The sequence below is a fragment of the Streptomyces guryensis genome (assembly GCF_021261325.1).
GTDB classification, from domain to species: Bacteria; Actinomycetota; Actinomycetes; order Streptomycetales; family Streptomycetaceae; genus Streptomyces; species Streptomyces guryensis.
In genome coordinates this window covers 196326-222379 of the sequence record NZ_JAJSBI010000005.1, presented here as the reverse complement: position 1 = coordinate 222379, position 26054 = coordinate 196326, and the positions used below count along the sequence as shown (strand labels likewise).

The window sequence follows — 26054 nt, the reverse complement described above, 5'->3', positions numbered from 1 at the left end:
TCGACCGCGAGGAGCAGCGCCCATGTGCGAGTCCATGGACGACGTCACCCAGGCCGTCCTGGCGAAGAACGACGGCCTGGCCGCGGGCCTGCGCGACGAACTGGCCCGGCGCCGGGTCACCGTCGTCAACCTGCTGTCCAGCCCGGGCAGCGGCAAGACGGAACTGCTCGGGCGGGTGCTGGCCCTGGCGGTGGAGCGGTGCATCCCGGTGGCCGCGCTCACCGCCGACCTGGCGACCGAGAACGACGCCCACCGGCTGGCCCGGTCGGGGGCGCCGGTCAAACAGCTGCTGACCGACGGGCTGTGCCATCTGGAGGCCCGGCAGCTCACCGGCCATGTGCAGGGCTGGCTGCCCGCGGAGACCGCGGTGCTGTTCGTGGAGAACGTCGGCAACCTCGTCTGCCCGGCGGCCTACGACCTCGGCGAGAGTCTGCGGATCGTGCTCATGGCGGTCACGGAGGGCGAGGACAAGCCCCTGAAGTACCCCACGGCCTTCGGCTCCGCCCACCTGGTGGTGCTCACCAAGACCGACCTGGCCGAGCCCGCCGGTTTCGACGAGGCCGCCTTCACCGCGCATGTGCAGCGGGTCAACCCCGGGGTGGAGGTCGTACGGTCCTGCGCCCGTGACGGCGGCGGTGTCGCCACCGTGCTGGAGCGGGTGCTCGCCGCACGGGACGGGGGCCCCGTGCACCGGCCTCCCCTCGCTCCGCACCCCCACCGCCACGAGCACGCGCCGCAGGCCCCGGGACTCGCGGCCGGCCGCGTCTCGTGACCGCTCCGGCCGCGCAGGCGGTACGCCGCCGCGTCGTGGTGCGCGGCACGGTGCAGGGCGTGGGCTTCCGCCCCTTCGTGCACCGCCTGGCCACCGATCTCGGCCTGGCCGGATTCGTGAGCAACACCGCGAGCGGCGTGCTCATCGAGGTGGAGGGCCCGCCGGACGGTGTCGACCGTTTCTGCGAGCGGCTGGCCGCGGAGCCTCCGCCGTTGGCCGCCGTCACCGGCGTGGGCGTCGAGGACCTGACCGCCACCGGTGCCGACGCCCCCTTCACCATCCGTGCCACCGAGCGGTCCGCGGGCCGCACCCAGCTCCCGCCCGACACGGCGACCTGCGAGGACTGTCTGCGGGAGCTGGCCGATCCGGCTGACCGCCGCCACCGGCACCCGTTCGTCACCTGCACCCACTGCGGCCCCCGCTTCACCATCGCCACGGGGATGCCGTACGACCGGGCCCTGACCACGATGACCGGCTTCCCGATGTGCCCCGCGTGCGCCCGGGAGTACGGCGACCCCGCCGACCGCCGCTTTCACGCCCAGCCCGTGGCCTGCCCGGACTGCGGTCCCCGGCTGCGCCTGGTGCCCGCGGCCGGCAGCGGGCTCCGTCCTGCGCGGGACGGCGACGCCCTGGCGGCGGCGCGGGCCCTGCTCGCGGCCGGACGGGTCCTCGCGGTCAAGGGCCTCGGCGGCTATCACCTGGCCTGCGACGCCACCGACACACGAGCCGTCGACACACTGCGCAGCCGGAAGGAGCGCGGTGGCAAGCCGTTCGCGGTGATGTGCGCGGATCTCGACACCGTGCACCTGATCGCCCAGGTCTCCGCGGCCGAGCGCACGGCGCTCACCAGCCCCCGCCGCCCCATCGTCCTGCTGGGCCCGCGGACGCCGGCCGAAGGCGTCCGTCTGGCTCCCGGCGTGTGCCCGGGCAGCCCGCAGCTCGGCGTGATGCTGCCCTACACCCCCGTGCACGCCCTGCTGTTGGGGCTGCCCGGCGATCCGCCGGGCCCTCGCGTGCTGGTCATGACGAGCGGCAACCGGTCCGGGGAACCGATCGTCACGGACGACGAGGAGGCGCTGACCCGGCTCGACGGGCTGGCCGACGCCTGGCTCACCCACGACCGGACCATCTCCTCACCGTGCGACGACTCGCTGCTGCGGGTGCGGGCCGACGGCACCGAGCAGGTGCTGCGCCGGTCCCGGGGGTATGTGCCCCGCCCACTGCGGCTGCCGGTCGTCGTGCGACCCGCGCTCGCGGTGGGCGGCGACCTCAAGAACGCGCTGTGCGTGGGCGAGGGGGACCATGCCTGGCTCGGCCCGCACATCGGCGACATGGGCGATCTCGCCACTCTGGAGGCCGCCCAGCGGGCGGAGGGGCACATCCGGCGGCTGAGCGGCGTCACGCCCGAAGTGGTCGCCGCCGACCGGCATCCCGGCTACCACTCGGCCCGCTGGGCCCGCCGCCGGGCCGCCCAACTGGCCGCGCGCACACCCGTGTTCGTTCAGCACCACCACGCGCACATCGCCTCGGCGATGGCCGGGCACGGCCTCGACGGCACCACGCCCGTGATCGGTGTCGCCTTCGACGGCACCGGCTACGGCGACGACGGCACCGTCTGGGGCGGCGAGGTCCTGCTCGCCGACTACACGGGCCACCGGCGTTTCGCCCACCTCTCCCCCGCCCCGCTGCCCGGCGGAGACGCGGGGGTCGCCAACCCGTGCCGGCTGGCTCTGGCCCGGCTGTGGGCCGCAGGTCTCCCCTGGGACAAGGACCTGCCCTGCGTCGCCGCCTGCTCGCCCGCCGAACTGACAGTCCTGGAACAGCAGTTGACGCGCCAGGTGGTCTGCGTGGCGACTTCCAGCATGGGCCGGCTCTTCGACGCGGTGTCCTCCCTGGTGGGCGTGTGCCATCGCGCGGGATACGAGGCCCAGGCCGCCCTGGAGCTGGAGGCCGCGGCCGCTTCGGCCCGGGGCGCCGACACCTCGGCGTACGCCTTCGGCATCGCCTCAGGCACCTTCGACCCGGCACCGGTGCTCAGCGCACTGGTCGCCGACCTGAGGCGCGGCACGCCGGTCCCCGTGCTCGCCGCGCGCTTCCACCGCGCTGTCGCCCGGGCCGTGCTGGAGATCTCCCGGCAGGCGCGCCGGGACACCGGCCTGGCCACGGTCGCCCTCAGCGGCGGGGTCTTCGCCAACGCGCTGCTGGAGGAGGAGTGCACGCGGCTGCTGGCCGAGAACGGCTTCGCGGTGCTGCGGCACGGTGAAGTCCCCCCGAACGACGGCGGTTTGGCCCTTGGACAACTCGTGGTCGCGGCGCACCAACGACAAGAGGAGTGACCCATGTGTTTGGCAGTGCCCGGCAAGGTCGTGTCCATCGACGACAGTGCCGACCCGCTCACCGGGCTGATCGACTTCGGCGGTGTGCAGAAGCAGGCGTGTCTGGAGTACGTGTCGGACGTGCGGGTGGGTGAGTACGTCATCGTCCACGTCGGGTTCGCGCTCCAGCGTCTGGACGAGGAGTCGGCTCTGGCCTCCCTCCAGCTCTTCGAGGAACTGGGGCTGCTGGAGGAGGAGTTCGGCGACGCCTGGGAGCAGGCCTCGCGGGACGCGGGAGTCGCCGCCGTGACCGAGGAATCCCGAGAGAGCGAGGCCCGGTGAAGTACATCGACGAGTTCAACGATCCCGAGCTGGCCCGGCGGCTGCTGGACGAGATCCGTGCCACCGCCACCCGGCCGTGGGCCCTGATGGAGGTGTGCGGCGGGCAGACGCACTCCATCATCCGGCACGGCATCGACCAACTGCTGCCGGAGCAGGTGGAGTTGATCCACGGGCCCGGCTGCCCCGTGTGCGTGACCCCGCTGGAGGTCATCGACAAGGCGCTGGAGATCGCCGCGCGTCCCGGGGTGATCTTCTGTTCCTTCGGCGACATGCTCCGGGTGCCGGGAACGGACCGGGACCTGTTCCGGGTCAAGGGCGAGGGCGGCGACGTCCGCGTGGTGTACTCCCCGCTCGACGCGCTGGAGCTGGCCCGCCGCAACCCGGACCGGGAGGTGGTCTTCTTCGCCATCGGCTTCGAGACCACGGCCCCCGCCAACGCGATGGCGGTGCACCAGGCGCGCCGCCTGGGGCTGACCAATTTCAGCCTGCTGGTGTCGCACGTACGGGTACCACCGGCCGTCGAGGCCATCATGACGGCCCCTGAGTGCCGGGTGCAGGGCTTCCTGGCCGCCGGGCACGTGTGCAGCGTGATGGGCACGGGCGAGTACCCCGAGCTTGCCGAGCGGTTCCGGGTGCCGCTCGTGGTGACCGGTTTCGAGCCGCTGGACATCCTGGAGGGCATCCGCCGGGCGGTGCGCCAACTGGAGCGCGGTGAGCACCGGGTGGAGAACGCCTACGCACGTGCCGTGCGCGCGGACGGCAACCCGGCCGCCGTACGCATGATCGAGGAGGTCTTCGAGGTCACCGACCGCAACTGGCGGGGCATCGGACGCATCCCCCTCAGCGGCTGGCGGCTGACCGAGGCGTTCCGCGCGTACGACGCGGAGCACCGCTTCGATGTCACCGGGATCCGCACCGAGGAGCCCGCCGAGTGCCGCGCCGGCGAGGTGCTCCAGGGGCTGATCAAGCCCACCGAGTGCGCCGCGTTCGGCACCACCTGCACCCCGCGCACCCCGCTCGGCGCCACCATGGTCTCCAGCGAGGGTGCCTGCGCGGCCTACTACCTGTACCGCCGGATGAACGCCGCGACGCCGCAGGCTGCGCGCGAGGAGATGAACCCCGTTGCCTGAACTCGCCGAAACCGTCGACCCCGCCAACTGGACCTGCCCCGCGCCCCTTCGCGACCAGCCCGTGGTGGTCATGGGGCACGGCGGAGGCGGTGCCCTGTCCGCCGAGCTGATGGAGCAGGTCTTCGCCCCCGCCTACGGCAACCCCATCCTCTCCGCGCTCGCCGACTCCGCCGTCCTCGAACTGGGCGGCGCTCGGCTGGCGTTCTCCACCGACTCCTATGTGGTCAGGCCGCTGTTCTTCCCCGGCGGGAGCCTCGGCGACCTCGCGGTCAACGGCACCGTCAACGATCTCGCGATGAGCGGTGCCAGGCCCGCCTACCTGTCCGCCGCCTTCGTGCTGGAGGAGGGCGTGGAGCTGACCGTGGTCGAGCGGATCGCGCGCGCCATGGGCGCGGCGGCCGAGACGGCAGGGGTCGTCGTGGCCACGGGTGACACCAAGGTGGTGGAGTCCGGGCACGGCGACGGTGTGTACGTCACCACCGCCGGTGTGGGGCTCGTCCCCGACGGGGTGGACGTCCGTCCCCAGCGTGCGCGGCCCGGTGACGCCGTCATCGTCAGCGGTCCGATCGGTCTCCACGGAGTGGCGATCATGAGCGTCCGGGAGGGACTGGAGTTCGGCGTCGAGCTCGCCAGCGACACCGCGCCGCTCGCCGGCCTGGTGGCGGCCATGCTGAAGGTCACGCCCGACATCCACGTCCTGCGCGACCCCACCCGTGGCGGTCTGGCCGCGTCCCTCAACGAGATCGCCCGCGCCTCCGGGACCGGTGTCCGCCTCCAGGAGCGGGCCATCCCCGTACCGGACGCCGTCGCCAACGCCTGCGGCTTCCTGGGCCTCGATCCGCTCTACGTCGCCAACGAGGGCCGGCTCGTCGCCTTCGTGCCCCCGTCCGCGGCGGAGGAGGTCCTCGCGGCGATGCGCGCTCACCCGCAGGGCGCCGGAGCCACGCTGATCGGCGAGTGTGTCGCCGAGCACCCCGGCATGGTCGTGGTCTCGACCGGCCTCGGCGGTACCCGGGTGGTGGACCTGCCGCTGGGTGAGCAGCTGCCGCGGATCTGCTGACCCGGACGCACGGGGCCCCGCCGGAGCATCGAGCTCCGGCGGGGCCCCGTGCATGTCACTGGATTTCGGTGATCTCCAGTTCCCGGCCGCTGCGCAGGTCGGTGGAGGGCTGATCGCAGTGCGGGCACCAGAAGAACGGGGGCATGCCCACCGGGAACTCCTGGGCGCACGCGCCGCAGTAGGCCTGCGCCGGGACCGGCTCCACCACGAGCCGGGCCGCGGCCAGGGCGGTGCCCTCCCGGGCCACCTCGAACGCGAAGCTCAGCGCGTCGGGTACGACCCCGGCCAGCTCGCCGACCCGGACGGTCACCGCCGAGACGGTGTCCGTCCCGTCCGCCCGGGCGAGCTCGTCGGCCCGGTCGATGATCGCGGTCGCGATCGACAACTCGTGCACGGTCGGCTCACGGGTAGCGGTGGCCTGCGCGCAAGCCACCCGCCATTCGGTAGATACGCAACTCGCGCCTCAGGCTCGGCAGCTCCCGGACGAACAGCGCCAGGGCCACGGCACCGGCCACAACGGCCTCGGCCATCAGCAACTGCCGCCCCGTCGTCCCGCTCTGTGCGCGGTCTGCTCGTTGGACGTTCATTCCGGCTCCCTGCTGTCTCTCATCCCGGCGGGATGTTGGGCATGACCTCCAGCAGAGCGTCGTGCCGCTTCCAATGGATCCCGGTGGAGCGGCGCGCGTCGGCGGTGCCGTCCTCGTGATGCCCGGTCTGGTGGCCGTACGGCCCTCGGTTGCCCTGATGCATGCCGGACACGTGCCCGGTCGAGTCGGGCTTGGCCTGGGCTCGGCCGACTCTGATGTTGCCCATGAGGTGTTCTCCTTCCTCGTCTCCGCGCCGCGGAGTCGTGGTCATGGCCGCTCGGTGAGGTCGTCGAAGAACCGCTCGACGGCGGGCCAGATCCGGCCGCCGCCGGACAGGCCGCGCCATTCCCGGCGTACGACGGCGATCATCCGGTAGCAGTCGTCGACCGGCACGATCCAGTGGTGGTCGAGGCCGTGGACGGTGTTCACGAGCAGTGCCTCCACGTCGGGTTGCACGGAGGCCAGCTGCGGACACTCCACGGTCAGCCGCCGCCAGGCCCCCGCGTCGATCTCCCACCGCATGGCCCCGGCCGGGCTCGGGCCCTCGGCGGTGACCGTGCCGTCCGCCCGGGGCACGAAGAAGACCAGGCCGACGGGCACGCCCAGAACCTCAGTGTCCACCCGAGGGAGCCGGATCCGCCTGCGGGGGACGAGCCGGTAGTGCCCGTCGCCCGCGCCGCCGTCGGCGAACAGCACCGAGCAGGGGCCGCAGGCGCAGCGCACCTCCTCGGCCGCCGTGTCGTAGAGATGCCGGTGGTCGTCGGGAACCGGAGCGGCGCACAGGTCGCACCGCTCCGTCTCGGCCGTCGGCGTGGGTTCGGCGGAGCGGATGAGGCGTGCGAGCGCTCCCTCCGTGGTCACGGTGTGCCTCGGTGGGTGAGCGTGGCCAGCGGTACGAAAGCCGGAGCCGTGGTCTGCACCGGCTCCACCTCCGTCAGTTCCGGGGCCACGGCGAGCACCGCCTCCCGCACCGCGGCGGTGACGTCGCCGGTCCCGCCGCCGCATCCTGAGCCACAGCCGCCGCCCGCCGTCAGCCGCACGCGGCCCACCTCTCCGTCCACGCCGGCCCACTCCACGTCGCCGCCGCGCTCCTGGACGGCGGGCCGCAGCCGCTCGACCGCGCGGGCGGCTCGGCGCTCGACGGGCTCCGGGTGGATCTCGTGCAGCACCAGCAGATGCCCCAGCAGCTCGTCGTCGGCCAGGCGTTCGGCCAGGTGCGCGTCCGCGTGGTCCATGACCCGGGCGAGCGCCTCGCCGTAGACCTCGGTCAGCAGCCGTCCCGTCTCGACCGCGGAGCGGGTGGCGGGCCCGGGCGCGGACTGGAGTTCCTCCAGCAGCTGGTCGAGCCGGGTCAGCCTGGCCTCGACGGCCGGGTCCGCGAGCCGCTCGGCCAGGTGCTCGGCCTCAGCCATGGTTCGCCCCGTAGGTCGGCGAGTGCAGGGTGGTCAGCGTCTTGCCCTTGCCGACGTACATGTGGACACCGCACGGCAGACAGGGGTCGAAGCTGCGGACGGTGCGCATGATGTCGACGCCCTTGAAGTCGTCCGGCCCGTTCTCCTCGAAGATCGGCTGCCCCTGGACCGCGTCCTCGTAGGGGCCGGGGGTACCGAACTTGTCGCGGGGGCTGGCGTTCCACGGAGTGGGCGGGTACGGGTGGTAGTTGGCGATCTTCTTGTCCTTGATCACCAGGTGGTGGGAGAGGACGCCCCGCACCGCCTCGTGGAAGCCGCAGCCGATCGCCTCGTCCGGCACCTCGAAGTTCTCGAACACCTTGGTGTCGCCGTCCCGCACCAGCCCCATCGCCTCCTCCAGGAACTGCAGGGCCATGGCGGCGGCGTAGGCGACGAAGTACGGACGGGCGCGGTCCCGTTCGATGGTGTTGCTCCACTTCGGGATGCGCCACTCCAGGGTCGTCTCCGGCAGCGATTCGCCCTTGGGCAGCGAGATGCGCACACTGTGGCCGGTGGACTTGATGTACGGGGTGTCGACCAGTCCGCTGAGCGCGGTCGACCACAGCCGGGCGAGCGGGCCGCCGCCGGTGTCCAGGGCGAGGTGGTCCCCGGTCCGCGAGTCGTGCCAGCGCGGGCTCATCACCCAGCTGTACTTGTCGTCGAAATCGCGCTTCTGCGGCACCGGGACGGTGGTCTGGTTCCACGGGTGGCGCATGTCGACCGGATTGCCGAGCGGGTCATGGGTGACGAAGGGCTGCTCGTTGACCCAGTCCTCGTAGTAGGAGCTGCCGAGCATGATCCGCAGGCCGAGGTTGATGTCGACGAGGTTGTTGGTGACCAGTTCGCCGTCGACCACGATGCCCGGGGTGACGTACATCGCCTTGCCCCACCGGTTCATGTTCTCGTAGCGGTAGTCGACGACGTCCGGGTTCTGCCACGCTCCCCAGCAGCCCAGCAGAATGCGGCGCCGGCCGACCTCCTCGTAGCCGGGCAGTGCCTCGTAGAAGAAGTCGAAGACGTCGTCGTTCATGGCGACGGCCTTCTTGACGAAGTCGATGACCCGCATGAGCCGGCTGAGGTAGTCGGTGAAGACCGTCGGCTGCGGCAGCGTGCCCACGCCGCCGGGGTACAGCGTGGACGGGTGGACGTGCCGCCCCTCCATCAGGCAGAACATCTCACGGGTGACCCGGCTGACCTTCAGGGCCTCCTTGTAGACCTCGCCCTCGAAGGGGTTGAAGGCCTTCATGATGTCGGCGATCGTCCGGTAGCCGTGGATGTCCCCGCGGGGGGCGTCGCTGCGTTCGGCGCGGGCCAGCACACCGGGGTTGGTGGCCTTGACCATGGCCTCGCAGAAGTCCACGAACACCAGGTTGTCCTGGAAGATCGTGTGGTCGAACATGTACTCGGCCGCCTCGCCGAGGTTGACGATGTGCTCGGCGAGCCGCGGCGGCTTGACCCCGTAGGCCATCTGCTGGGCGTAGTCGGAGCAGGTGGTGTGGTTGTCGCCGCAGATGCCGCAGATGCGGGAGGTGATGAAGCCCGCGTCCCGGGGGTCCTTGCCCTTCATGAACACGGAGTAGCCACGGAACAGCGACGAAGTGCTGTGGCACTCCACGACTTCCCGGTTGGCGAAGTCGATCTTCGTGTAGATCCCCAGGTTTCCGATGATCCTGGTGATCGGGTCCCAGGACATGTCCACGATCTGCGGCGGCTTGCGTCCCGTGGGCCGGGCCTCGGTTGTGGTCATTGCTGTTACTGCCCCTCGCTGTCGGTGTTCCGTGGGTCCGTCCGTGTCGGGTGTGGCTCGCGCGGTGTCAGGGCCGCCAGTGCGGGTCGTAACCGCTGGTCAGCTTCCGCTTGTTGTGGCGCCACCTGGGTTCGTGGTTGACCAGCTCGTTCGTGAAGCCGCGCAGCCGGCGGATGACGGCCCCGTAGGGCTTGACGATCATCGACGACAGCGTCCCGCCGGGCGGCTCGTCCATGAACGGCATGAACGCGTCGGGGAAGCCGGGCATCGTGCAGCCGATGCAGATGCCGCCGACGTTCGGGCAGCCGCCGATACCGGCCATCCAGCCGCGCTTGGGCACGTTGCAGTTGACCACCGGACCCCAACACCCCGTCTTCACCAGGCACTTGGGTGAGTTGTAGTCCTTGGCGAAGGTGCCCTGCTCGTAGTACGAGCCGCGGTCGCAGCCCTCGTGGACCGTCTTTCCGAACAGCCACTGCGGGCGCAGCATGTGGTCCAGCGGGGGCGGCGGTGCGGATCCGGCCGCATGGTAGAGAACCCAGATCAGGGTCTCCATGAAGTTCTCGGGCTGGATCGGGCAGCCGGGGACGTTCACCACGGGCAGGGCGCCCTGGGACCTGAAGTCCCAGCCCAGGTAGTCCGCCAGGCCCATGCAGCCGGTCGGGTTTCCGGCCATCGCGTGGATGCCGCCGAAGGTGGCGCAGGTGCCCGCGGCCACCACCGCCCAGGCCTTGGGGGCCAGCTGGTCGATCCACCAGTTGAGGGTCTGCGGTTCGCCCGTCTCCGGGTCGTTGCCGAAGGACGTCCAGTAGCCGTCGCCCTCGATGATGTTCTGGTTGGGGATCGAGCCCTCGATGACGAGGATGAACGGGGCCAGCTCGCCGCGTACCGCCGCCCGGTAGGGGGCGAGGAAGTCCTCGCCGCCCAGGCTCGGGGAGAGCACCTTGTTGACCAGGTTCACCTTCGGCAGACCGGGGATCAGGCCGAGGACCAGGTCCTCGATGGAGGGCTGGTCGGCGGCCGTCAGGGAGACGGTGTCGCCGTCGCAGCTCATGCCTTCGGAGATCCAGAGGATGTGGATCTCGTCGAAGCCCTGCCGTTCCTCGTCGCGGCCGGGTTCGCCGCTGACCTCGGTGGTACTGCTGTGCGTTGTCATGTCAACGGCCTCCGCTGCGGGGGGTGTCGGAGTCGGTCGGCTGGAGTGGTTCGAGTTCGTCGGGCCGGAAGTAGTGGAAGCGGCCGTACCAGCTGTGCAGTTCGGCCGCGGGGTCGTCGTCGAGCGTGACGGCGAGGTGCACACTGCCGTCCACGTCGTGGAGGACGGCGGCCACCTCGGCGGTCCGCCCGGCCAGGAACATGTCCTGGGCGTCGGCGCCCCGTCCCCGGGGGCGGAGCCGTACCCGGCTGCCGCCGCCGAGGGGCACGCCGTCGACGAGCACCGTGTCGGTGGACGGGGAGAGGCCGTCGTCGGCACCTTCCCGCCACCAGGTGGGGCGTTCGATGAGCGGGGGCCGCGGGGTGGCCGGTGCGAGGGAGCGGACGGCGCCGTGCAGCCGCGCGAAGACCTCCGGGGGCATGGTGTCGACCCGGTCGAGGATCGCGGCGGCCCGTGGGTCGGTGGCCCGCGCCTCGCGCTTCTCCTCGTCCGTCAGCAGCATCGTGCGCAGCGTGAGGATCTCGTCGATCTCGGCGGCGTCGTGCAGATCACCCGGGCTCTCCGGGGCCACCTGCGGATGGTCGGGGAGGATGATCGGCGAGGAGAGCAGGACGTGTCCCGTGGCGCCGACGCCGGAGGTGCAGGGTTCACCACCCAGTACCGGGAACGTGAATGCGTTCCGGCAGGCGCCCGCATGTGCGCGCAACTCCTCGGGCGGATCGATCAGCGAGACGAACTCGACGCCGTCACCGCCGATGAGGGTGTGGGCGGCGATGAGCGCGCCACGCAGCGCTTCCTCGCGGGGGGCCCGCGAGTCCGGCTCAGGTCCCGTGTTCGTGGTGCGTACGCGGAGACGGCAGAGGTTCTGCCCCAATCTCTCGGCGCCGAGGGTGACGTTCGCGCGTACCTCCTCGCGACGGCGCACCACGCGCCCGGCGCCTGAGGGCAGCGGCTCGATGTCCGTGTCGGCCACCGCCCCCGCGAAGACAGTGCGTTCGTCCTGAAGGAGGTCCTCCAGTGGGACCGCAATGTCCGTTTCGCACGGCACTGCCTCGTCGAAGGTCAGATGCACCGTGCCGTCATCGGTGCGCAGTGACTCGACGGAGCGCCGGCCGCCGTTCTCGCCGGTCTCCTCCACCTGCTTGCGCTGCAGTTGCAGGTATCGGAGCCGCACCCGCAGTGTCGCGCCGGGCTCTCGGACCCTCAGCAGGCACTCGGTCTGCTGGTACCAGGAGTCGGCGGAGCCGGAGACTCCTGGTACGACCGGGCCGTCCTGCTCCACCCAGGCCCGGGGGAAAAGCACCCCGAACTGCCAGCGGACGCGGTTCTTGGCGGACGACCGACGGTAGGGATAGAGCAGGTATCCCTCATACAGGACGGCGTCGGCGACGGCGCTCAACTGCTCGAAGACGTTCCGGGGCCGCGCCGGCAGGTCCGGCCCGTCCCTCGTGGCAACGGACGCCATGCCGCCCTCGACCGAACCCTCCGGCATCGCGCCTCCTCGTCATCCGCGTGCACGCCCATGCCTTCCACCACGGTCACATCGCCCACGCACCCTCGCCTCCTCCGGCGCAGTATCACTGGGCCGTTCGAGGGGTGACTCGGAGTGGTCAGAAGGGCAGCGGCGGAGGACATGGGGGTGTCGTCGGCCGATCCGTGGCGGACGTCGTCACAGGTCCCGGCCGCTCCGGGGCTCCCGTCCCAGGGGGTCAGAGGCCATGAGCGCTCGCGATCACGAGCGTGCCGTCGCCCACCCCGGCGGACGCAGGATCGCCAGCAGCTGCTGGACCAGTTCGTCCACCACGTCGTCGAGCGTCGCGTTCACCCAGCCGGCGCTCCAGTCGTGGAGCAGTCCGTTGACGCTGCCGATGAAGGCCGTCGCGGCGATGCGGTAGTCGCGGGGGGCCGCCTCTCCCCGGGCGGCGGCCGCGTCCGCCTCGGCGCAGATGAGGTCCACCCAGCGGGAGCGGCGGGCCAGGCGCTGTTCCTCCAGGCGTGGGCTCACACCGATGATCTCGACGAAGGTGATCCTGATCCGGCGTGGATCGCCGGTCACGTTCCCGGCGTAGGCCCGGAAGATCGCGGTGACGCGCTCGGCCAGCGGGAGACCCTGCGCCTCGGCGAACGCGGTCAGGACGGCCTCCTCGGCCCAGTCGTTGACCTGGAGGTGCAGCGCGGCCAGCACGTCCTCAAGGGTGCGGAACTCCTCGTAGAACTGCCGGGTGGACAGGCCCGCGGCCTCGCTCAGTGCCGCGACCGTGGTCGCGCGGTAGCCGGGGTCGCCGCCGAAGAGTTCGAGCCCGGCGTCGAGGAACCTCCGGTGCCGCTCGGCCTGCCGTTCCGCGGCGGTCTTGCCGCCGTACCGCCCGGTCGGCGCCTTGAGCCTTCCCGCCACTGAGCCTCCCATGTCGCCCGCTCCGCCAATTTTGTCGTGTACGCAGTCTTGTGGAGAAGGGCACCTCTTCCTTACTTTCCAGTAAGTAGGAATCTGAACGAGCTTGTTTTCAGATTCAGTCCCGTTTCTTTGGCATGCCCTCGTCACATCCCGTCCACAGAGGAGAGAGCACTCATGCCTGCCTTCAGATCCAGGCACTTCTGCTCCGTAGCCGCCGCCCTCGTCCTGACCGTCACCGCACCCGCGACCGCCGCCACCGCGGACTCCTCCGCAGCGCTGCGCGACGTGCTGTTCGTGGGCAACAACTGGGACGGCACCGCCACCGTCCTGAAGGCGACCGGCGACTTCGCCAAGGTCGGGGAGATCAATGTCGTTCCCGACAAGGCACAGCGCATCGCGGAGATCAACGCCGACCCCATCAAGTGGATCTACTACATGGCCGTCCGCAACCAGGTCGGCCAGGGCCACGACCAGTACGCCGACGACATGTACTCCACCCCCGACGGCACGTCCGTGGTGGTCTCCCGGCCCAGCTTCGCCGACGTCGTCTCCATCGACCTGGCCACCGACAGAATCAACTGGCGTTTCCCGGTCGCCGGTTACCGTGCCGACCACATGGCCGTCTCCCCCGACGGCACCAAGGTCGCGGTCTCCGCGTCCACCGCCAACAAGGTGCAGGTGCTGGACATCAACACCGGCAAGGAACTGGGCGAGTTCGACACCGGGGACAAGCCGCACGAGAACGTCTTCACCAACGGCGGCAAGTACATCTGGAACATGTCGATCGGAGAGGTCACCACCTCCCTCGACGACCCGTCGGCGGACTGGACGAAGGGTGACCGCCACATCACCGTCGTCGACGCCACCACCTACAAGACGGTGAAGACCATCGACATGCGCGACCGGCTGGACGCGATCGGTCTGAAGGACTTCTCCGACGCGGTACGACCCGCGGCCTTCACCCCCGACTGGTCGAAGATGTACTTCCAGGTGTCGTTCTTCAACGGCTTCCTGGAGTACGACGTCGCCGCCGACAAGATCACCCGGGTGAAGACGCTGCCGGCGAACCCGGCGACCAGCACCGACCGCACCACCTGGCTGCTGGACTCGCGCCACCACGGCATCTCGATGAGCCCCGACGGCAGCAAGCTGTGCGTCGCGGGGACGATGGACAACTACGCCACCGTCGTCGACCGGGCCACCCTCCAGGAGGGTTCGCTCATCACGGCGTCCACCCCGTACTGGGCCACCGTCAGCGGTGACGGCAAGGACTGCGTCATCTCCGAGAGCGGCGCCGACCAGGTCACGGCGATCGACTTCGCGACCGGGCAGAAGGTCACGTCCGTGCCGGTCGGGGACCATCCGCAGCGGGTGCGGCTCGGCCATGTGAAGGCCGACTGGACGGGTCCGTCGGCCGGCTGACCTCTTCGTGGACGGCGCCGGACGACGAGGTCCGGCGCCGTTGCCGTGCGGTCCCGTGCCGGTGGAGGTCCGAGATGCGGACGCACCGGCGGCGGCCGGTCATGTCGCCGGCCGGCTGCGTGTACGCGTACGCCCGCATGCGGGAGGCGAGTCGCACCGCCCCCCGCGCCTCGGGCGGGCGTGCCGGAGAGGATCCCCGGACAGGCCCGCCCGAGTCCCCGCGTCAGAAGTGCGCCGCCGCCCAGGCCGACAGTTCGGCCTTGGCCGCGCTGAGCAGGCTCGCCGACGGTGCCGTCGCGCCGTTCGTCACCAGCGCGTAGTGCAGGACGCCGGAGTCCGAGTCGGTGAGCAGGAGGCGCCGGCTGCCCGTGCCTCCGGGTTCGAGGGCCGCCGCAACCGGCGTGGACGACGTGTACGCCGGGGGACCGTAGACCGTGCCGAGGTCGGAGACCACGGTGGTCGTCGAGGTCGGGAAGGAGGCGGGCAGATGCAGTTCGGTGGGCGCCGTCCCGCTGCCCGACCGCCAGACGAGCAGCCCGTACTGGCCGGCGCCGACCAACTGGGACACGTTCGGCAGTGAACTCGGCACCGGGTTCCAGGTCAGGGTCGTCGAACCGTCGCGTGAACGGTCCTCGTAGGTGAAGGCGAGCGCCGTACCGGCCGTCGCACTCGGGTAGACGCGGTCTAGGAGCCGGGCGTCCTGACGGAGTGTCACCGCGCCGGAGTCGTCGAGTTTCGCGACCGAGAGGTCCTCGTCGTTCCAGGCGTCACCGGAGGTCTGGACCTTGTCGGCGTTGTCGTTCATCAGCTCGTGGTGGCGGCCGTTGTAGATGTCCCACTGCCACTGGTTTCCCGAGAGGACCGGCCCGGAGGAGGCCGGACTCGACCACCAACCGGAGCCCGGCAGACGGGAGTCGAGGGCCTGATACATCGCCTTGTCGACCGTCGGGGCCTTGCCTGACACGTTCCCGGACAGCGGATGGCCGAACTCGCTGACCACGGCAGCCGTTCCCGCGGCCGATGCCCGGTCGCGGACCGTCCCGAAGTCCGTCGCGTACTGCCCGTCGGACGCGTTGCCCCACATCAGGACCCCGGAGATGGCCTTCTGATCGTAGAAGTGGGTGTTGAAGACATAGCGCGGCCCGAGCGTGCCGGCGTCCAGCAGCCCGCCCTCCTGCTTCTGCGCGTCGATGTTGGCGTTCCAGAAGAGGTTCGGCTCCACGAAGGCCGGTTTGTCCTGCCAGCCGGCCGCGTCCATCCGGGCCCGGAACTTCTGGTAGAAGGGCCACAGCAGGCCCTGCTCCCAACTGCGGCTGCTCTGGCCGGAGTCGTAGCTGCCGGCGTAGGGCTCGTTGTAGGGGTCGAAGCCGACGACGCCTGCGAACTCCGCGGCGCTCAGGTGCTGTCCGACGTACGCCATGGTCCTCTGGGCGGTGTCGAGGAAGGCGTCCTGCACTCCGTAGTTGTTGTGCCAGAAGTCGTACTGCGCCTTGGTCACGGCCTGGTTCTGGGTGATGTTCTGGCCCCAGAAGAGGCAGATGCCGCAGGACTCCTGCGGGTAACTCCCCGCGGTCACCGCCCACTTGGGGGCGCCGTCACCGGTGTACCAGCTGCCCGAGTTGAAGAGGTAGCGGGAGTAGAGGTCCTGGTGGAAGTCGGGGTAGACGCGGATGCCGGCGTCGAGGAAGGCCTGCATCTGCGCGGTGACGGCGGCCAGGTAGGCGGTGTCGACCGTACCGCGGGTGGGCTCGGCGTGTGCCCAGGACAGCAGGAAGCGGACCGAGTTTCCGCCGCCGAGAGCGCGCAGCGCGGTCGCGGACTTCTTCGCGTCGGCGACCGAGGCGAAGGGCAGGCCGCTGTTCTCCTCCAGCTTGGTCTCGCCGGAGACGTTGTAGCCGCGCAGCACCACCTCACGGCCGTTGCCGTCGACGAATCTGCCGTTCTGCACGGTCAGCGGCGACGCGTCGAACCAGAGGGAGTCGGGAAGGGTCGCGGCGGTGGCGGACGGCACGCCCGCCACCGTCAGAGATCCGAAGAGGACAACCAGCACGAGGAGCAGACGTGTCCGGATATTCGGCATGTTCACTACAGTCCGGGGATGTCCTGACAACGTCAATACTTCTGACTCTTGAGTAAGTATCAGGTTTTTCGCCACGCCCCCTCCCGGGCCCGCTCAACTCCCCATGCGACGTGTGGAGTTCAACAGGTACTCCTTGCGGTTGAGGGGGTTGTGGTCGGTGCGCGAACGTTCAGGAACTGTTCCGTAAGTGATCGGTGCGTAGTGGTCGAAAGCGCTCTCCAACTCGCCCTCACCGCGGGTGAGTCCGGGCAGTCGCTGTCCGAGTTCGTGCACCCGGCCGACCGGGACCACCCCCTCCAGGACGCAGGCGGCACCCTGCGTCTCGGTCGTCTGCGGTACGGCCCGCAGCGCGGCGAGCACCGGCAGCAGCGCACCGAGCGTGTCGGCCGGGACTTCGAGGCGGAAGCGGTGCATCGGCTCGTACACCCGGGTGCCCGCCCGGCGCAGCGCCTCGGCCAGGACCAGCGGGGTCAGGCAGCGGAAGTCGTGGCCGGTGCTGGACATGCTCTTGTCGAAGCCCTGGTGGGCGTGGCTCTGCCGGGGCGAGTAGCCGCAGTGGGTCATGGCGACCGTGCAGTCGGTCACCTTCCAGCCGTGCAGCCCCTGGCCGAGGGTCTCGCGGACGGTGTCCTCGACGGCCTTGAAGAAGGCGTACGGCATGGCGCCGAGTTCCACCTCCAGCCGGAACTCCACGCCCGAGCCGGTCGGCGCGGGGTCGACACGCAGGCCGACGGTGGCCAGGAACGGGTTCGGGTCCTTCTTGTTGAACTCGACCGCCGCCCCCGATCCTGACGGCCGCTCGATACAGACGACCGTGGTCTCCCGAAAGGTGACATCGAGGCCGAACTCCTCGGCGAGCGTGGCCTGGACGACCTCCTTCTGGACCTCGCCGTAGAGGGACACGGCGGTCTCCTGACGTACCTCGTCGTGGCGGAGGTCGATCAAGGGGTCCTGTTCGGCGAGCTGGGTGAGGGCGAGACGGAGCTTCCCCGTGTCCGCGCCCGGGGCCGGGACGACCACCGTCTCCAGCGTGGGCGGGGCGAAGAAGCGCTCGTGGGCCTTGGGGGGTTCACCGAGCGCGTCGCCGATCCTGATGTCGGTCAGGCCCCACAGCCTGGCGATCCGCCCGGCGGGGACGGCATCCGCCCGCACGTCGGTGCCGTGCTCGAAGACACTGATCCCGGTGACCCTTCCCTCCTTGCGGGCCTCGCCGAAGGGGATCCGGTCGCGGGTACGGAGGGTGCCGGAGAACATGCGCGCGTACGCCACCTTCTCCCCCGCCGGGCCCCGCTCGACCTTGAAGACGGTGCCCGACACCGGTCCGTCGGGGTCGCCGTCCGCCCTCGGCAGGAGCTCTTTGATGCCGGTGACCAGGGCGTTCACGCCTGCGCCGGTGATGGCTGAGCCGAAGTGGACGGGGTGGACGAGAGTCTGGCGGGTCTGGGTGGTGAGGGCCTGACGGGTCTGGGTGGTGAGAGCCGCGCGGAGGGGGTCATGAAACATGGCACCGGCAGTGCCATGTGACATGCCACCAGCGGCGCCATGCGACGTACCACCGCCCGCGCCATATGACATACCACCGCCCTCCACATAGGCGGCGAGCAAGTCGTCGTCATGGTCCGCGAGAACGTCGAGGGCCGTCAGAGCGAGCCCGGGCACAAAGCGGGCATCGGGTGTGCCGAGCCCGTCGACCGTCCCCATCGGCACGACCGCCGGGGTGAGCCGCTCGGAGATCTCGCGCAGTACGCCCTCGTACCGCGCTCCGCGGCGGTCGATCTTGTTGACGAACAGGAGGGTCGGGATGCGCAGCCGCCGCAGCGTCCGCATCAGGACGCGGGTCTGTGCCTGGACGCCCTCGACGGCCGAGACGACGAGTACGGCGCCGTCGAGTACCCCGAGCACCCGCTCCACCTCGGCGATGAAGTCCGGGTGGCCGGGGGTGTCGATGAGGTTGACCGTCACGTCGTCGATCGCGAACGAGACGACGGCGGACTTGATGGTGATACCGCGCCGCCGCTCCAGCGCGAGGGTGTCGGTGCGGGTGTTCCCGTCGTCGACACGGCCGGGCTCGTCGATCACGCCGACCGAGTGCAGCAGCCGCTCGGTCAGGCTGGTCTTACCTGCGTCGACGTGGGCGAGGATGCCGAGGTTGAGCAAGTGCACGAAGCGTCATGTCCTTCGAAGAGGGGGTCATTCCTTCCTGGGCGGACATGAGCGATGTGCGCATTGCTTCTCCTGGACGGTGCGGCGACAAGACACCTGAAGTGCAGCAGTGCCGGCGCCACCGCGGCAACGGATTAACGCTCAACCAATGGCTCCGCTGCCCTCGCCCCCTCCGGGAAGCGGTCATAGAGTGACGTACATCACGTCCCGTGATCCTGGGAGGGCACATGACCCACATCTCGGTGAAGGTGGACGGCACGACGTACGAGGACGACGTGGAACCCCGTCTCCTCCTGGTCCACTACCTGCGCGACCGCCTCGGTCTGACCGGCACCCCCATCGGCTGCGACACCTCGAACTGTGGGGCCTGCACGGTGGAGCTGGACGGCGTCAGCGTCAAGAGCTGCTCGGTGCTCGCCGTCCAGGCGGACGGCGGTGAGGTGACCACGGTCGAGGGGCTGGCCCAGGACGGGGAGCTGTCCGCCCTCCAGCGCGCCTTCCACGAGAAGCACGCCCTGCAGTGCGGCTACTGCACCCCGGGGATGCTGATGGCCGCGCGCGATCTGCTGCGCGAGCACCCGCATCCCACCTCGGAGGAGATCCGCCACGCCCTGGAGGGCAACCTCTGCCGCTGCACCGGCTACCAGAACATCGTGCGGGCCGTACAGGCCGCCTCCGAGCAGGAGGTCCCGGCATGACCGACCAGGCCGTGGAAGGCGAGGTCGGGCGCGCCCGGCCCCGCAAGGAGGACGCCCGCCTGATCACCGGGCAGACCAACTGGACCGACAACATCAGCGTCAACGGACTGCTCCACCTGGCGATCCTGCGCAGCCCGATGGCGCACGCCCGCATCGAGCGCATCGACGTCTCACCGGCCCTGGAACGCCCCGGTGTCATCGCCGCCTTCAGCGGCGGCGACCTCGCGGACGGACTGGGCTCCCTCCCCTGTGCCTGGCCGGTGACCGAGGACATCGTGCTGCCCGACCACCCCGCGGTCGCGGTCGACGAGGTGCGCTACGCGGGCGACCCGGTGGCGGTGGTGGTGGCCCGAGACCGGTACACGGCCGCCGACGCCCTGGAGGCGATCGAGGTCGACTACGAGCCGCTGCCGCCGGTCCTGGACCTGGAAGCAGCGCTCACCGAGGACTCCCCGCTGGTCCACTCCGACAAGGGCACCAACCGTTGCTACGTCTGGCCGCTGAAGACGGGCGAGGACTTCGACTCCGTACGGCAACGCGCCGAGATCACCCTGAAGCGCCGCTACCACCAGCAGCGGCTCATCCCCAACGCGATGGAGCCGCGCGCCGTCGTCGTCACCCCGCTCGCCGCCTCCGGCGAGTACACGCTCTACTCCGCGACGCAGATCCCGCACATCGTGCGCGTCATGATGGCGCTGGTCACGGGCATTCCCGAGCACAAGCTGCGAGTGGTCGCCCCCGACGTGGGCGGCGGTTTCGGCTCCAAGCTCCAGGTGTACGGCGAGGAGGCCGTCGCGCTCGCGGTGGCACGGAAGACCGGGCGTCCTATGAAGTGGACCGAGTCCCGCTCCGAGGGCTACCTGGCCACCCACCACGGCCGCGGCATGATCCAGGACGTCGAGATCGCCGCGAACCGCGACGGCAAGCTGCTCGGCCTCAAGGTCGACCTGCTGGCCGACATGGGCGCGTATCTGATGCTCGTCACGCCGGGCATCCCGATCCTGGGCGCATTCATGTACCCGGCGATCTACAAGATGGACTCCTACGACTTCACCTGCACCGGCGTCTTCACGACCCGCACGCCCACCGACGCCTACCGCGGCGCCGGACGCCCGGAGGCGACGTTCGCCATCGAGCGGATCGTGGACGACCTGGCGGCCGAGCTCGGCCTGGATCCGATGGAGGTGCGGCGCCGGAACTGGATCCGGCACGAGGAGTTCCCGTACACGTCCGTCGCGGGTCTGACGTACGACAGCGGCAACTACGAGGCCGCCACCGAGAAGGCGCTCGCGCTGTTCGACTACGACAAGCTGCGCGCCGAGCAGGCGGACCGCAACCACCGGGGCGACACCGTCCGGCTCGGCATCGGCGTGTCGACGTACACCGAGATGTGCGGGCTGGCGCCCAGCCGGGTCCTGCGCGATCTGCGGTACGCGGCCGGCGGCTGGGAGGCGGCGAGCATCCGCATGCTGCCCACCGGCAAGGTCGAGGTGGTCACCGGCACCAGCCCGCACGGGCAGGGCCATGTGACCAGCTGGAGCCAGATCGCCGCCGATGTGCTGGGCGTGCCGTTCGAGGACGTCGAGGTCGTGCACGGAGACACCAGGCTGGTGCCGCAGGGGATGGACACCTACGGCTCACGCTCGCTCGTGGTGGGCGGGACGGCCGTCCACCACGCCGCGCAGAAGGTGGTCGACAAGGCCCGGAAGGTGGCCGCCCACCTGCTGGAAGCCAGCGAGAACGACCTGGAGTTCACGAACGGCGTCTTCTCCGTGAAGGGCTCCCCGGACGCCCGTAAAACGATCCAGGAGATCGCCTTCGAGACGTTCTCCTCGCACAACCTGCCCGACGGCATGGAACCCAGCATCAACGCCGAGCACCTGCTCGACCCGGACAACTTCTCCTACCCGCACGGCACCCACCTGTGCGCGGTCGAGGTCGACACCGAGACCGGGCAGACACACATCCGCTCCTACGTCTGCGTCGACGACGTCGGCAAGGTCGTGAACCCGATGATCGTCGAGGGACAGGTGCACGGCGGTATCGCGCAGGGCATCGCGCAGGCGCTGTACGAGGAGGCCGTGTACGACGACGAGGGCAACCTGGTCTCCGGCACCATGGCCGACTACCTGGTGCCGTCGGCGCCGGACCTGCCCGACTTCGTGACCGAGCGGACGGAGACGCCGGCCACCTCGAACCCCTTGGGGGTCAAGGGAGTCGGCGAGGCGGGCACGATCGCGTCCACGCCCGCCGTCGTCAACGCGATCGTGGACGCGCTGCGCCCCCTGGGCGTTCAGGACGTCCGCATGCCCTGCACCCCCGAACGGGTCTGGCGAGCGGTGAAGGAGGCCCGGTCATGATCCCTCCGGCATTCGACTACGCCCGGCCGGCAAGCGTGGACGAGGCGGTACGTGTGCTCGCCGACGCCGGCGAGGAGGCGAAGGTGCTGGCCGGTGGGCAGAGCCTGCTGCCGCTGCTGCGGCTGCGGCTGGCCTTCCCGGAGCTGGTCGTGGACGTCGGGCGCATCCCCGGGCTGCGCGGGGTGCGCGAGGATGGGAACACGCTCGTCATCGGCGCGATGACCACCCACCACGACGTCATCCACGATCCGCTGGTGCGCCGGCACGCGGGTCTGCTGGCGTCCGCCACGGCGACCGTCGCGGATCCCGCCGTACGGCACCGGGGCACCCTCGGCGGCTCCCTCGCACACGCCGACCCGGCCGGCGACCTGCCCGCCGTGGTACTCGCCCTGGACGGCGAACTCGTGGCGCAGGGGCCGCGGGGGCGGCGCACGCTGCCCGCCCGTGACTTCTTCGTCGACTATCTGCAGTCGGCACTCGAACCCGACGAGCTCCTGGTGGAGGTGCGGGTGCCGAAGGCGGACGGCTGGGGCTTCCACTACGAGAAGTTCCACCAGGTGGCGCAGTCCTGGGCGACGGTCGGCGTGGCCGTACTGGTGCGGCGTGACGACGGGCACATCGCCGAGGCACGGGTCGGCCTGACCAACATGGGCTCGACCCCGCTGCGCGCCTCGGAGACCGAGGACGCCCTGTCCGGTGCCGGTGACGCGGCGGCCGTGACGCGGGCCGCCGAGGCCGCGGCCGAGGGGACCCGGCCGTCGCAGGACGTCTCGGCCTCGCCGGAGTACCGCGAGCACCTGGCGCGGGTGCTCACCAGGCGGGCGGTGCTGGCCGCGGCCGGAATGGGGTGAGGACCGATCACGCACAAGCAGGAACCGGTCACGGGCGGGCTCGACCCGGCCGGGGACATCGACGGCCCGGAGCAGGTGCGGGCCCGCCTGGAGGAGACGGGGTACCTCGTCGACGACGGGCTGGCGACCGCCTGCTTCCTGGCCCTGCGGCTGCACCGGCCGATCTTCTGCGAGGGCGACGCGGGCGTCGGCAAGACAGCGCTCGCGTCCGCTCTCGCCGGGGCGCTGGACGCGCCGCTGATCCGGTTGCAGTGCCATGAGGGCATCGATGCCTCGCAGGCCCTGTACGACTGGGACTTCCCGCGTCAGCTGCTGCATCTGCGGGCCGCCGAGGCGACCGGCGTCAAGGACGCCGACCGCCTCGAGGGCGAGCTGTACGACCGTCGCTTCCTGGTCTCCCGGCCGCTGCTCAAGGCGCTGGAGACGCAGCCGTCGGTGCTGCTGGTGGACGAGATCGACCGTGCCGACGACGAGTTCGAGGCCTTCCTGCTGGAGCTGCTGTCGGAGTTCTCGGTCACGATCCCGGAGCTGGGCACACTGCGGGCCGAGGTGCCGCCCGTGGTGGTCCTGACCTCCAACCGCACCCGCGAGGTGCACGACGCGCTCAAGCGACGCTGCCTGTACCACTGGTTCGACCATCCGGGCTTCGCACGCGAACTGGCCATCGTACGGCGGCGGTTGCCGGCCGTCTCGGCACGGCTGGCGGAGCAGGTGACCACACTGGTGCAGGCGCTGCGCTCCCAGGACCTGCTGAAGCCGCCGGGCGTGGCCGAGACGATCGACTGGGCCCGGGCCCTGGACGCGCTGGGCGCGAACGAGGTGGACGCCGAGCTGGCCGTGGCGACATTGGGCTCGGTCCTCAAGTACCGGGAGGACACGGAACGGGCGCGCGGGCTCGATCTGGCGGCGGTCCTCGCGGCCCGGGGGGCGTGAGCGGAGTGGGCGGCGGTGCGGGGTGGGCGGAAAGCGGGGGACGGGGGCGGACCGACGGGTGGGGAGCGTGGGACCGGCGGTCGGACGAGCGCGATGGACGGGCCCGGCAGACCGGCCGGCACGAATCGCCGAGCCGGCAGACCGACGGACGCACGCCCCCGGCCCGGCAGGCAGGTGGGCGCGAGGCGCCGAACGGACACGCCGAACGGCGCGAGCCGGAAACCGGGCGCGCCCCCGCGGCTGATGTGCGGGGCCGATGCGTCGATGTGCCGGGGCGGGAAGGCGGAACTGCCCATGGGGGCGCGTCGCCCGGCGGTCCGGTCGCCGCGCCCGCCCGGCCCGCCGCAGGCGCCCGTGCCGACGCCGCCCTCCTGGGCTTCGCCCGGGCCCTGCGGGCGGCCGGGGTCGATGCGAGTGCCGAGCGGGTGCACGCCTTTCTGCGGGCGGTGGACGTGCTGCGCACCGGGGTGCGGGCGGACGTGTACTGGGCGGGGCGGCTGACGCTGTGCGGCGGGCGGGACGACCTGGAGCGATACGAGCGGGTGTTCGCCGCCTGCTTCGGCGACGCCGCGCCGGCTGGGCGGACGGTCACCGCCCCACGCCCGCCCCGGCTGCGGCTGGTCGCACGGGAGGGCCCGGTGCCCCGTACGGTCGCTCGCAACGGGGAGCGGCCCCTGCCGCCCGCAGCAGCGCTCGCCAGTTCCGCCGAGGTCCTGCGCCACCGCGACGTCGCCGGGCTGGACGCCGCCGAGCGGGACCAACTGCGCCGTCTGCTCGCCGCGTTCGCGCTGAGGGGCGAGGTACGGCGGACCGCCCGGCGGCGGCCGGCGCGGCGCGGGGAGGTCGATCCGCACCGGACGGTGCGGGAGTTGCTGCAGCGCGGCGGGGAACCGGCCCGGCTGCTGCGGCACACCCGGGCGGACCGGCCTCGGCGGGTCGTCGTGCTCGTGGACGTCAGCGGTTCGATGGCTCCGTACGCCGACGCCCTGCTGCGGTTCGCCCATGCCGCCGCCCGTGGAAGCCGTACGGAGGTGTTCACCGTAGGCACGCGACTGACCCGGGTGACCCGCGAACTGTCGCACCGGGACGTGGACTTGGCGATGGCGGCGCTCGCGGCAGCCGTGCCGGACTGGCGGGGCGGCACCCGGCTCGGGGAGCTGCTGCGCGAGTTCCTGGACCGCTGGGGGCAGCGGGGCATGGCGCGCGGGGCGGTCGTGGTGATGCTGTCCGACGGGTGGGAGCGTGGCGATCCGGAGCTGCTCGGCGCCCAGATGCGCCGTCTGCACCGGCTGGCGCACCGCGTGATCTGGGCCAATCCGCGCAAGGCGCGCCCCGGTTACGCACCCCTGGCCGCCGGGATGGCGGCGGCGCTGCCGAGCGTGGACGCGTTCGTCGAGGGGCACAGCCTGGCCGCACTGGAGCGCCTGGCGGCGGTGGTGCGCGGGGCCGCCCCCGCGCCCGTGGAAGGAGCCGATCGTGCGTGAGATTCTCCCGACGCTGAGCGAGTGGTACGCGGCCCGGCTCCCGTTCGGCCTTGCGACCGTGGTCGCGGTGAGCCGCAGCGCACCGCGCGATCCCGGTGCGGCCATGGCGGTGGGACCCGGCGACGAGGTCGTGGGGAGCGTGTCCGGGGGTTGTGTCGAGGGCGCGGTTTTCGAGCTCGCGCAGGAGGTCGCCGAGACCGGCGAGGCCCGCCTGGAGACCTTCGGCTACAGCGACGAGGACGCGTTCGCGGTCGGGCTCACCTGTGGCGGTGAGATCACGCTGCTGGTCCGGCCCGTCACACAGGAGACCGACCCGGGGTTCGCCGCGGTCGCGGAGTCCGTGGCCGCGGGCCGGCCGGTGACCGTGGCGACGGTGACGGACGGGCCGGCGACGATCGGGGCCACCCTCGCCGTCTGGCCCGACGAGGTGTCCGGCACGCTCGGCCCGACCGGCCTGGACGTCGCCGTCACCGCCGACGCGCGCGGCGAACTCGCCCTGGGCGCGACCGGGTTGCGCCACTACGGCCCGCACGGCGAGCGCCGCGAGGACACGGTCACCGTCTTCCTGCACTCCTTCGCGCCGCCGCCGCGCATGCTGGTCTTCGGTGCCATCGACTACGCGGCCGCGGTCGCCCGCATCGGCAGCTTCCTCGGCTACCGGGTCACCGTGTGCGACGCCCGCCCGGTGTTCGCCACCCCCAAACGCTTCCCGGACGCGGTCGAGGTGGTCGTCGACTGGCCGCACCGCTATCTCCGGGGCACCGACACCGACGAACGCACGGTGATCTGTGTCCTCACCCACGACCCCAAGTTCGACGTTCCCCTGCTGGAGGAGGCACTGCGCCGGCCGGCCGCCTACATCGGGGCGATGGGCAGCCGCCGCACCCACGACGACCGCATGAAACGCCTGCTCGACGCCGGGCTCGCCGAGAGCGAACTGTCCCGGCTGCGCTCCCCCGTCGGTCTCGACCTCGGCGCCCGTACGCCCGAGGAGGTCGCGGTGTCCGTGGCCGCAGAGATCGTCGCGCTGCGCTGGGGCGGCAGCGGCGCACCGCTGACCGTCACCGGAGGGACCATCCATCCGTCGACATGACGCCCGTTGGAGGAA

The 26054-nt window shown here is 71.2% G+C and carries 23 protein-coding genes; 12 read left to right on the top strand and 11 right to left on the bottom strand.

Going from position 1 to position 26054, the window contains the following annotated elements; all coding sequences use genetic code 11:
* The first annotated feature begins 22 nt into the window (after window positions 1-22).
* Genes hypB through hypE form a run of 5 tightly spaced genes read left to right on the top strand, consistent with a single transcriptional unit; the run spans window position 23 to window position 5619 of the window.
* Window positions 23-772 carry a hydrogenase nickel incorporation protein HypB gene (gene hypB / locus LJ657_RS12860; protein ID WP_232648681.1) on the top strand — a complete coding sequence of 250 codons (750 nt, stop codon included), beginning with the start codon at window positions 23-25 and terminating at the stop codon, window positions 770-772.
* A complete protein-coding gene (gene hypF / locus LJ657_RS12855; protein WP_232648680.1) occupies window positions 769-3108 on the top strand; it encodes a carbamoyltransferase HypF in 2340 nt (779 codons plus the stop codon). The genes hypB and hypF overlap by 4 nt, the downstream gene beginning before the upstream one ends.
* A gap of 3 nt (window positions 3109-3111) precedes the next feature.
* A complete protein-coding gene (locus LJ657_RS12850; protein ID WP_232648679.1) occupies window positions 3112-3429 on the top strand; it encodes a HypC/HybG/HupF family hydrogenase formation chaperone in 318 nt (105 codons plus the stop codon).
* The gene (hypD, locus tag LJ657_RS12845; protein ID WP_232648678.1) at window positions 3426-4559 is read left to right on the top strand and encodes a hydrogenase formation protein HypD; all 1134 of its coding nucleotides are present in this window, start codon (window positions 3426-3428) and stop codon (window positions 4557-4559) included. The genes LJ657_RS12850 and hypD overlap by 4 nt, the downstream gene beginning before the upstream one ends.
* Window positions 4552-5619 (top strand): hydrogenase expression/formation protein HypE, encoded by a 1068-nt coding sequence (gene hypE / locus LJ657_RS12840; protein WP_269786391.1) that lies wholly within the window; start codon window positions 4552-4554, stop codon window positions 5617-5619. The genes hypD and hypE overlap by 8 nt, the downstream gene beginning before the upstream one ends.
* 55 nt (window positions 5620-5674) lie before the next feature.
* Here the strand turns inward: hypE and hypA are convergent, their stop codons facing one another.
* From hypA to LJ657_RS12795, 9 genes are all read right to left on the bottom strand, one after another.
* The gene (gene hypA, locus LJ657_RS12835) at window positions 5675-6013 is read right to left on the bottom strand and encodes a hydrogenase maturation nickel metallochaperone HypA (protein ID WP_232648677.1); all 339 of its coding nucleotides are present in this window, start codon (window positions 6011-6013) and stop codon (window positions 5675-5677) included.
* Window positions 6014-6020: 7 nt separating this feature from the next.
* Window positions 6021-6206 (bottom strand): hypothetical protein, encoded by a 186-nt coding sequence (locus LJ657_RS12830; RefSeq protein WP_232648676.1) that lies wholly within the window; start codon window positions 6204-6206, stop codon window positions 6021-6023.
* Window positions 6207-6225: 19 nt separating this feature from the next.
* Window positions 6226-6432: a hypothetical protein gene (locus LJ657_RS12825; protein WP_232648675.1), complete on the bottom strand. Its 207-nt coding sequence runs from the start codon at window positions 6430-6432 to the stop codon at window positions 6226-6228.
* Window positions 6433-6473: 41 nt separating this feature from the next.
* A complete protein-coding gene (locus LJ657_RS12820; RefSeq protein WP_232648674.1) occupies window positions 6474-7067 on the bottom strand; it encodes a DUF5947 family protein in 594 nt (197 codons plus the stop codon).
* A complete protein-coding gene (locus LJ657_RS12815) occupies window positions 7064-7618 on the bottom strand; it encodes a NifU-related iron-sulfur-binding protein (protein ID WP_232648673.1) in 555 nt (184 codons plus the stop codon). Before LJ657_RS12815 ends, LJ657_RS12820 begins: the two co-directional genes overlap by 4 nt.
* Window positions 7611-9404 carry a nickel-dependent hydrogenase large subunit gene (locus tag LJ657_RS12810; RefSeq protein ID WP_232648672.1) on the bottom strand — a complete coding sequence of 598 codons (1794 nt, stop codon included), beginning with the start codon at window positions 9402-9404 and terminating at the stop codon, window positions 7611-7613. The genes LJ657_RS12815 and LJ657_RS12810 overlap by 8 nt, the downstream gene beginning before the upstream one ends.
* Window positions 9405-9471: 67 nt before the next feature.
* Complete coding sequence (locus tag LJ657_RS12805) at window positions 9472-10560, bottom strand: NADH-quinone oxidoreductase subunit B family protein (protein WP_232648671.1); 1089 nt, start codon at window positions 10558-10560, stop codon at window positions 9472-9474.
* A gap of 1 nt (window position 10561) precedes the next feature.
* Window positions 10562-12052 carry a hypothetical protein gene (locus tag LJ657_RS12800; protein WP_232648670.1) on the bottom strand — a complete coding sequence of 497 codons (1491 nt, stop codon included), beginning with the start codon at window positions 12050-12052 and terminating at the stop codon, window positions 10562-10564.
* A gap of 240 nt (window positions 12053-12292) precedes the next feature.
* A complete protein-coding gene (locus LJ657_RS12795) occupies window positions 12293-12955 on the bottom strand; it encodes a TetR/AcrR family transcriptional regulator (RefSeq protein ID WP_232648876.1) in 663 nt (220 codons plus the stop codon).
* 174 nt (window positions 12956-13129) lie between these two features.
* Between LJ657_RS12795 and LJ657_RS12790 the strand changes: the two genes are divergently transcribed.
* Window positions 13130-14377, top strand: a complete 1248-nt coding sequence (locus LJ657_RS12790; RefSeq protein WP_232648669.1) for a YncE family protein — start codon at window positions 13130-13132, stop codon at window positions 14375-14377.
* Window positions 14378-14600: 223 nt separating this feature from the next.
* On the opposite strand, the gene LJ657_RS12785 is transcribed toward LJ657_RS12790, so the two are convergent.
* Together LJ657_RS12785 and LJ657_RS12780 are read right to left on the bottom strand one after the other, a co-directional pair.
* Window positions 14601-16457, bottom strand: a complete 1857-nt coding sequence (locus LJ657_RS12785; RefSeq protein ID WP_232648668.1) for a cellulase family glycosylhydrolase — start codon at window positions 16455-16457, stop codon at window positions 14601-14603.
* 93 nt (window positions 16458-16550) lie between these two features.
* Window positions 16551-18620, bottom strand: a complete 2070-nt coding sequence (locus LJ657_RS12780; RefSeq protein WP_232648667.1) for an elongation factor G — start codon at window positions 18618-18620, stop codon at window positions 16551-16553.
* A gap of 227 nt (window positions 18621-18847) precedes the next feature.
* Here LJ657_RS12780 and LJ657_RS12775 point away from each other — a divergent pair, with 227 nt between their 5' ends.
* The 6 genes from LJ657_RS12775 (at window position 18848) to LJ657_RS12750 (ending at window position 26039) form a co-directional block, all read left to right on the top strand.
* A complete protein-coding gene (locus LJ657_RS12775) occupies window positions 18848-19318 on the top strand; it encodes a (2Fe-2S)-binding protein (RefSeq protein ID WP_232648666.1) in 471 nt (156 codons plus the stop codon).
* Complete coding sequence (locus LJ657_RS12770) at window positions 19315-21678, top strand: xanthine dehydrogenase family protein molybdopterin-binding subunit (protein WP_232648665.1); 2364 nt, start codon at window positions 19315-19317, stop codon at window positions 21676-21678. The genes LJ657_RS12775 and LJ657_RS12770 overlap by 4 nt, the downstream gene beginning before the upstream one ends.
* Window positions 21675-22529, top strand: coding sequence for an FAD binding domain-containing protein (locus tag LJ657_RS12765; protein WP_232648664.1), 855 nt, complete (start codon window positions 21675-21677; stop codon window positions 22527-22529). Before LJ657_RS12770 ends, LJ657_RS12765 begins: the two co-directional genes overlap by 4 nt.
* Window positions 22530-22604: 75 nt before the next feature.
* Window positions 22605-23462 carry an AAA family ATPase gene (locus tag LJ657_RS12760; RefSeq protein ID WP_372487910.1) on the top strand — a complete coding sequence of 286 codons (858 nt, stop codon included), beginning with the start codon at window positions 22605-22607 and terminating at the stop codon, window positions 23460-23462.
* Window positions 23463-23728: 266 nt separating this feature from the next.
* Window positions 23729-24946 carry a vWA domain-containing protein gene (locus LJ657_RS12755; protein WP_372487909.1) on the top strand — a complete coding sequence of 406 codons (1218 nt, stop codon included), beginning with the start codon at window positions 23729-23731 and terminating at the stop codon, window positions 24944-24946.
* On the top strand, window positions 24939-26039 hold the full coding sequence (locus LJ657_RS12750; protein WP_232648663.1) for an XdhC family protein: 1101 nt from the start codon (window positions 24939-24941) through the stop codon (window positions 26037-26039). Before LJ657_RS12755 ends, LJ657_RS12750 begins: the two co-directional genes overlap by 8 nt.
* The last annotated feature ends 15 nt before the right edge of the window (window positions 26040-26054 follow it).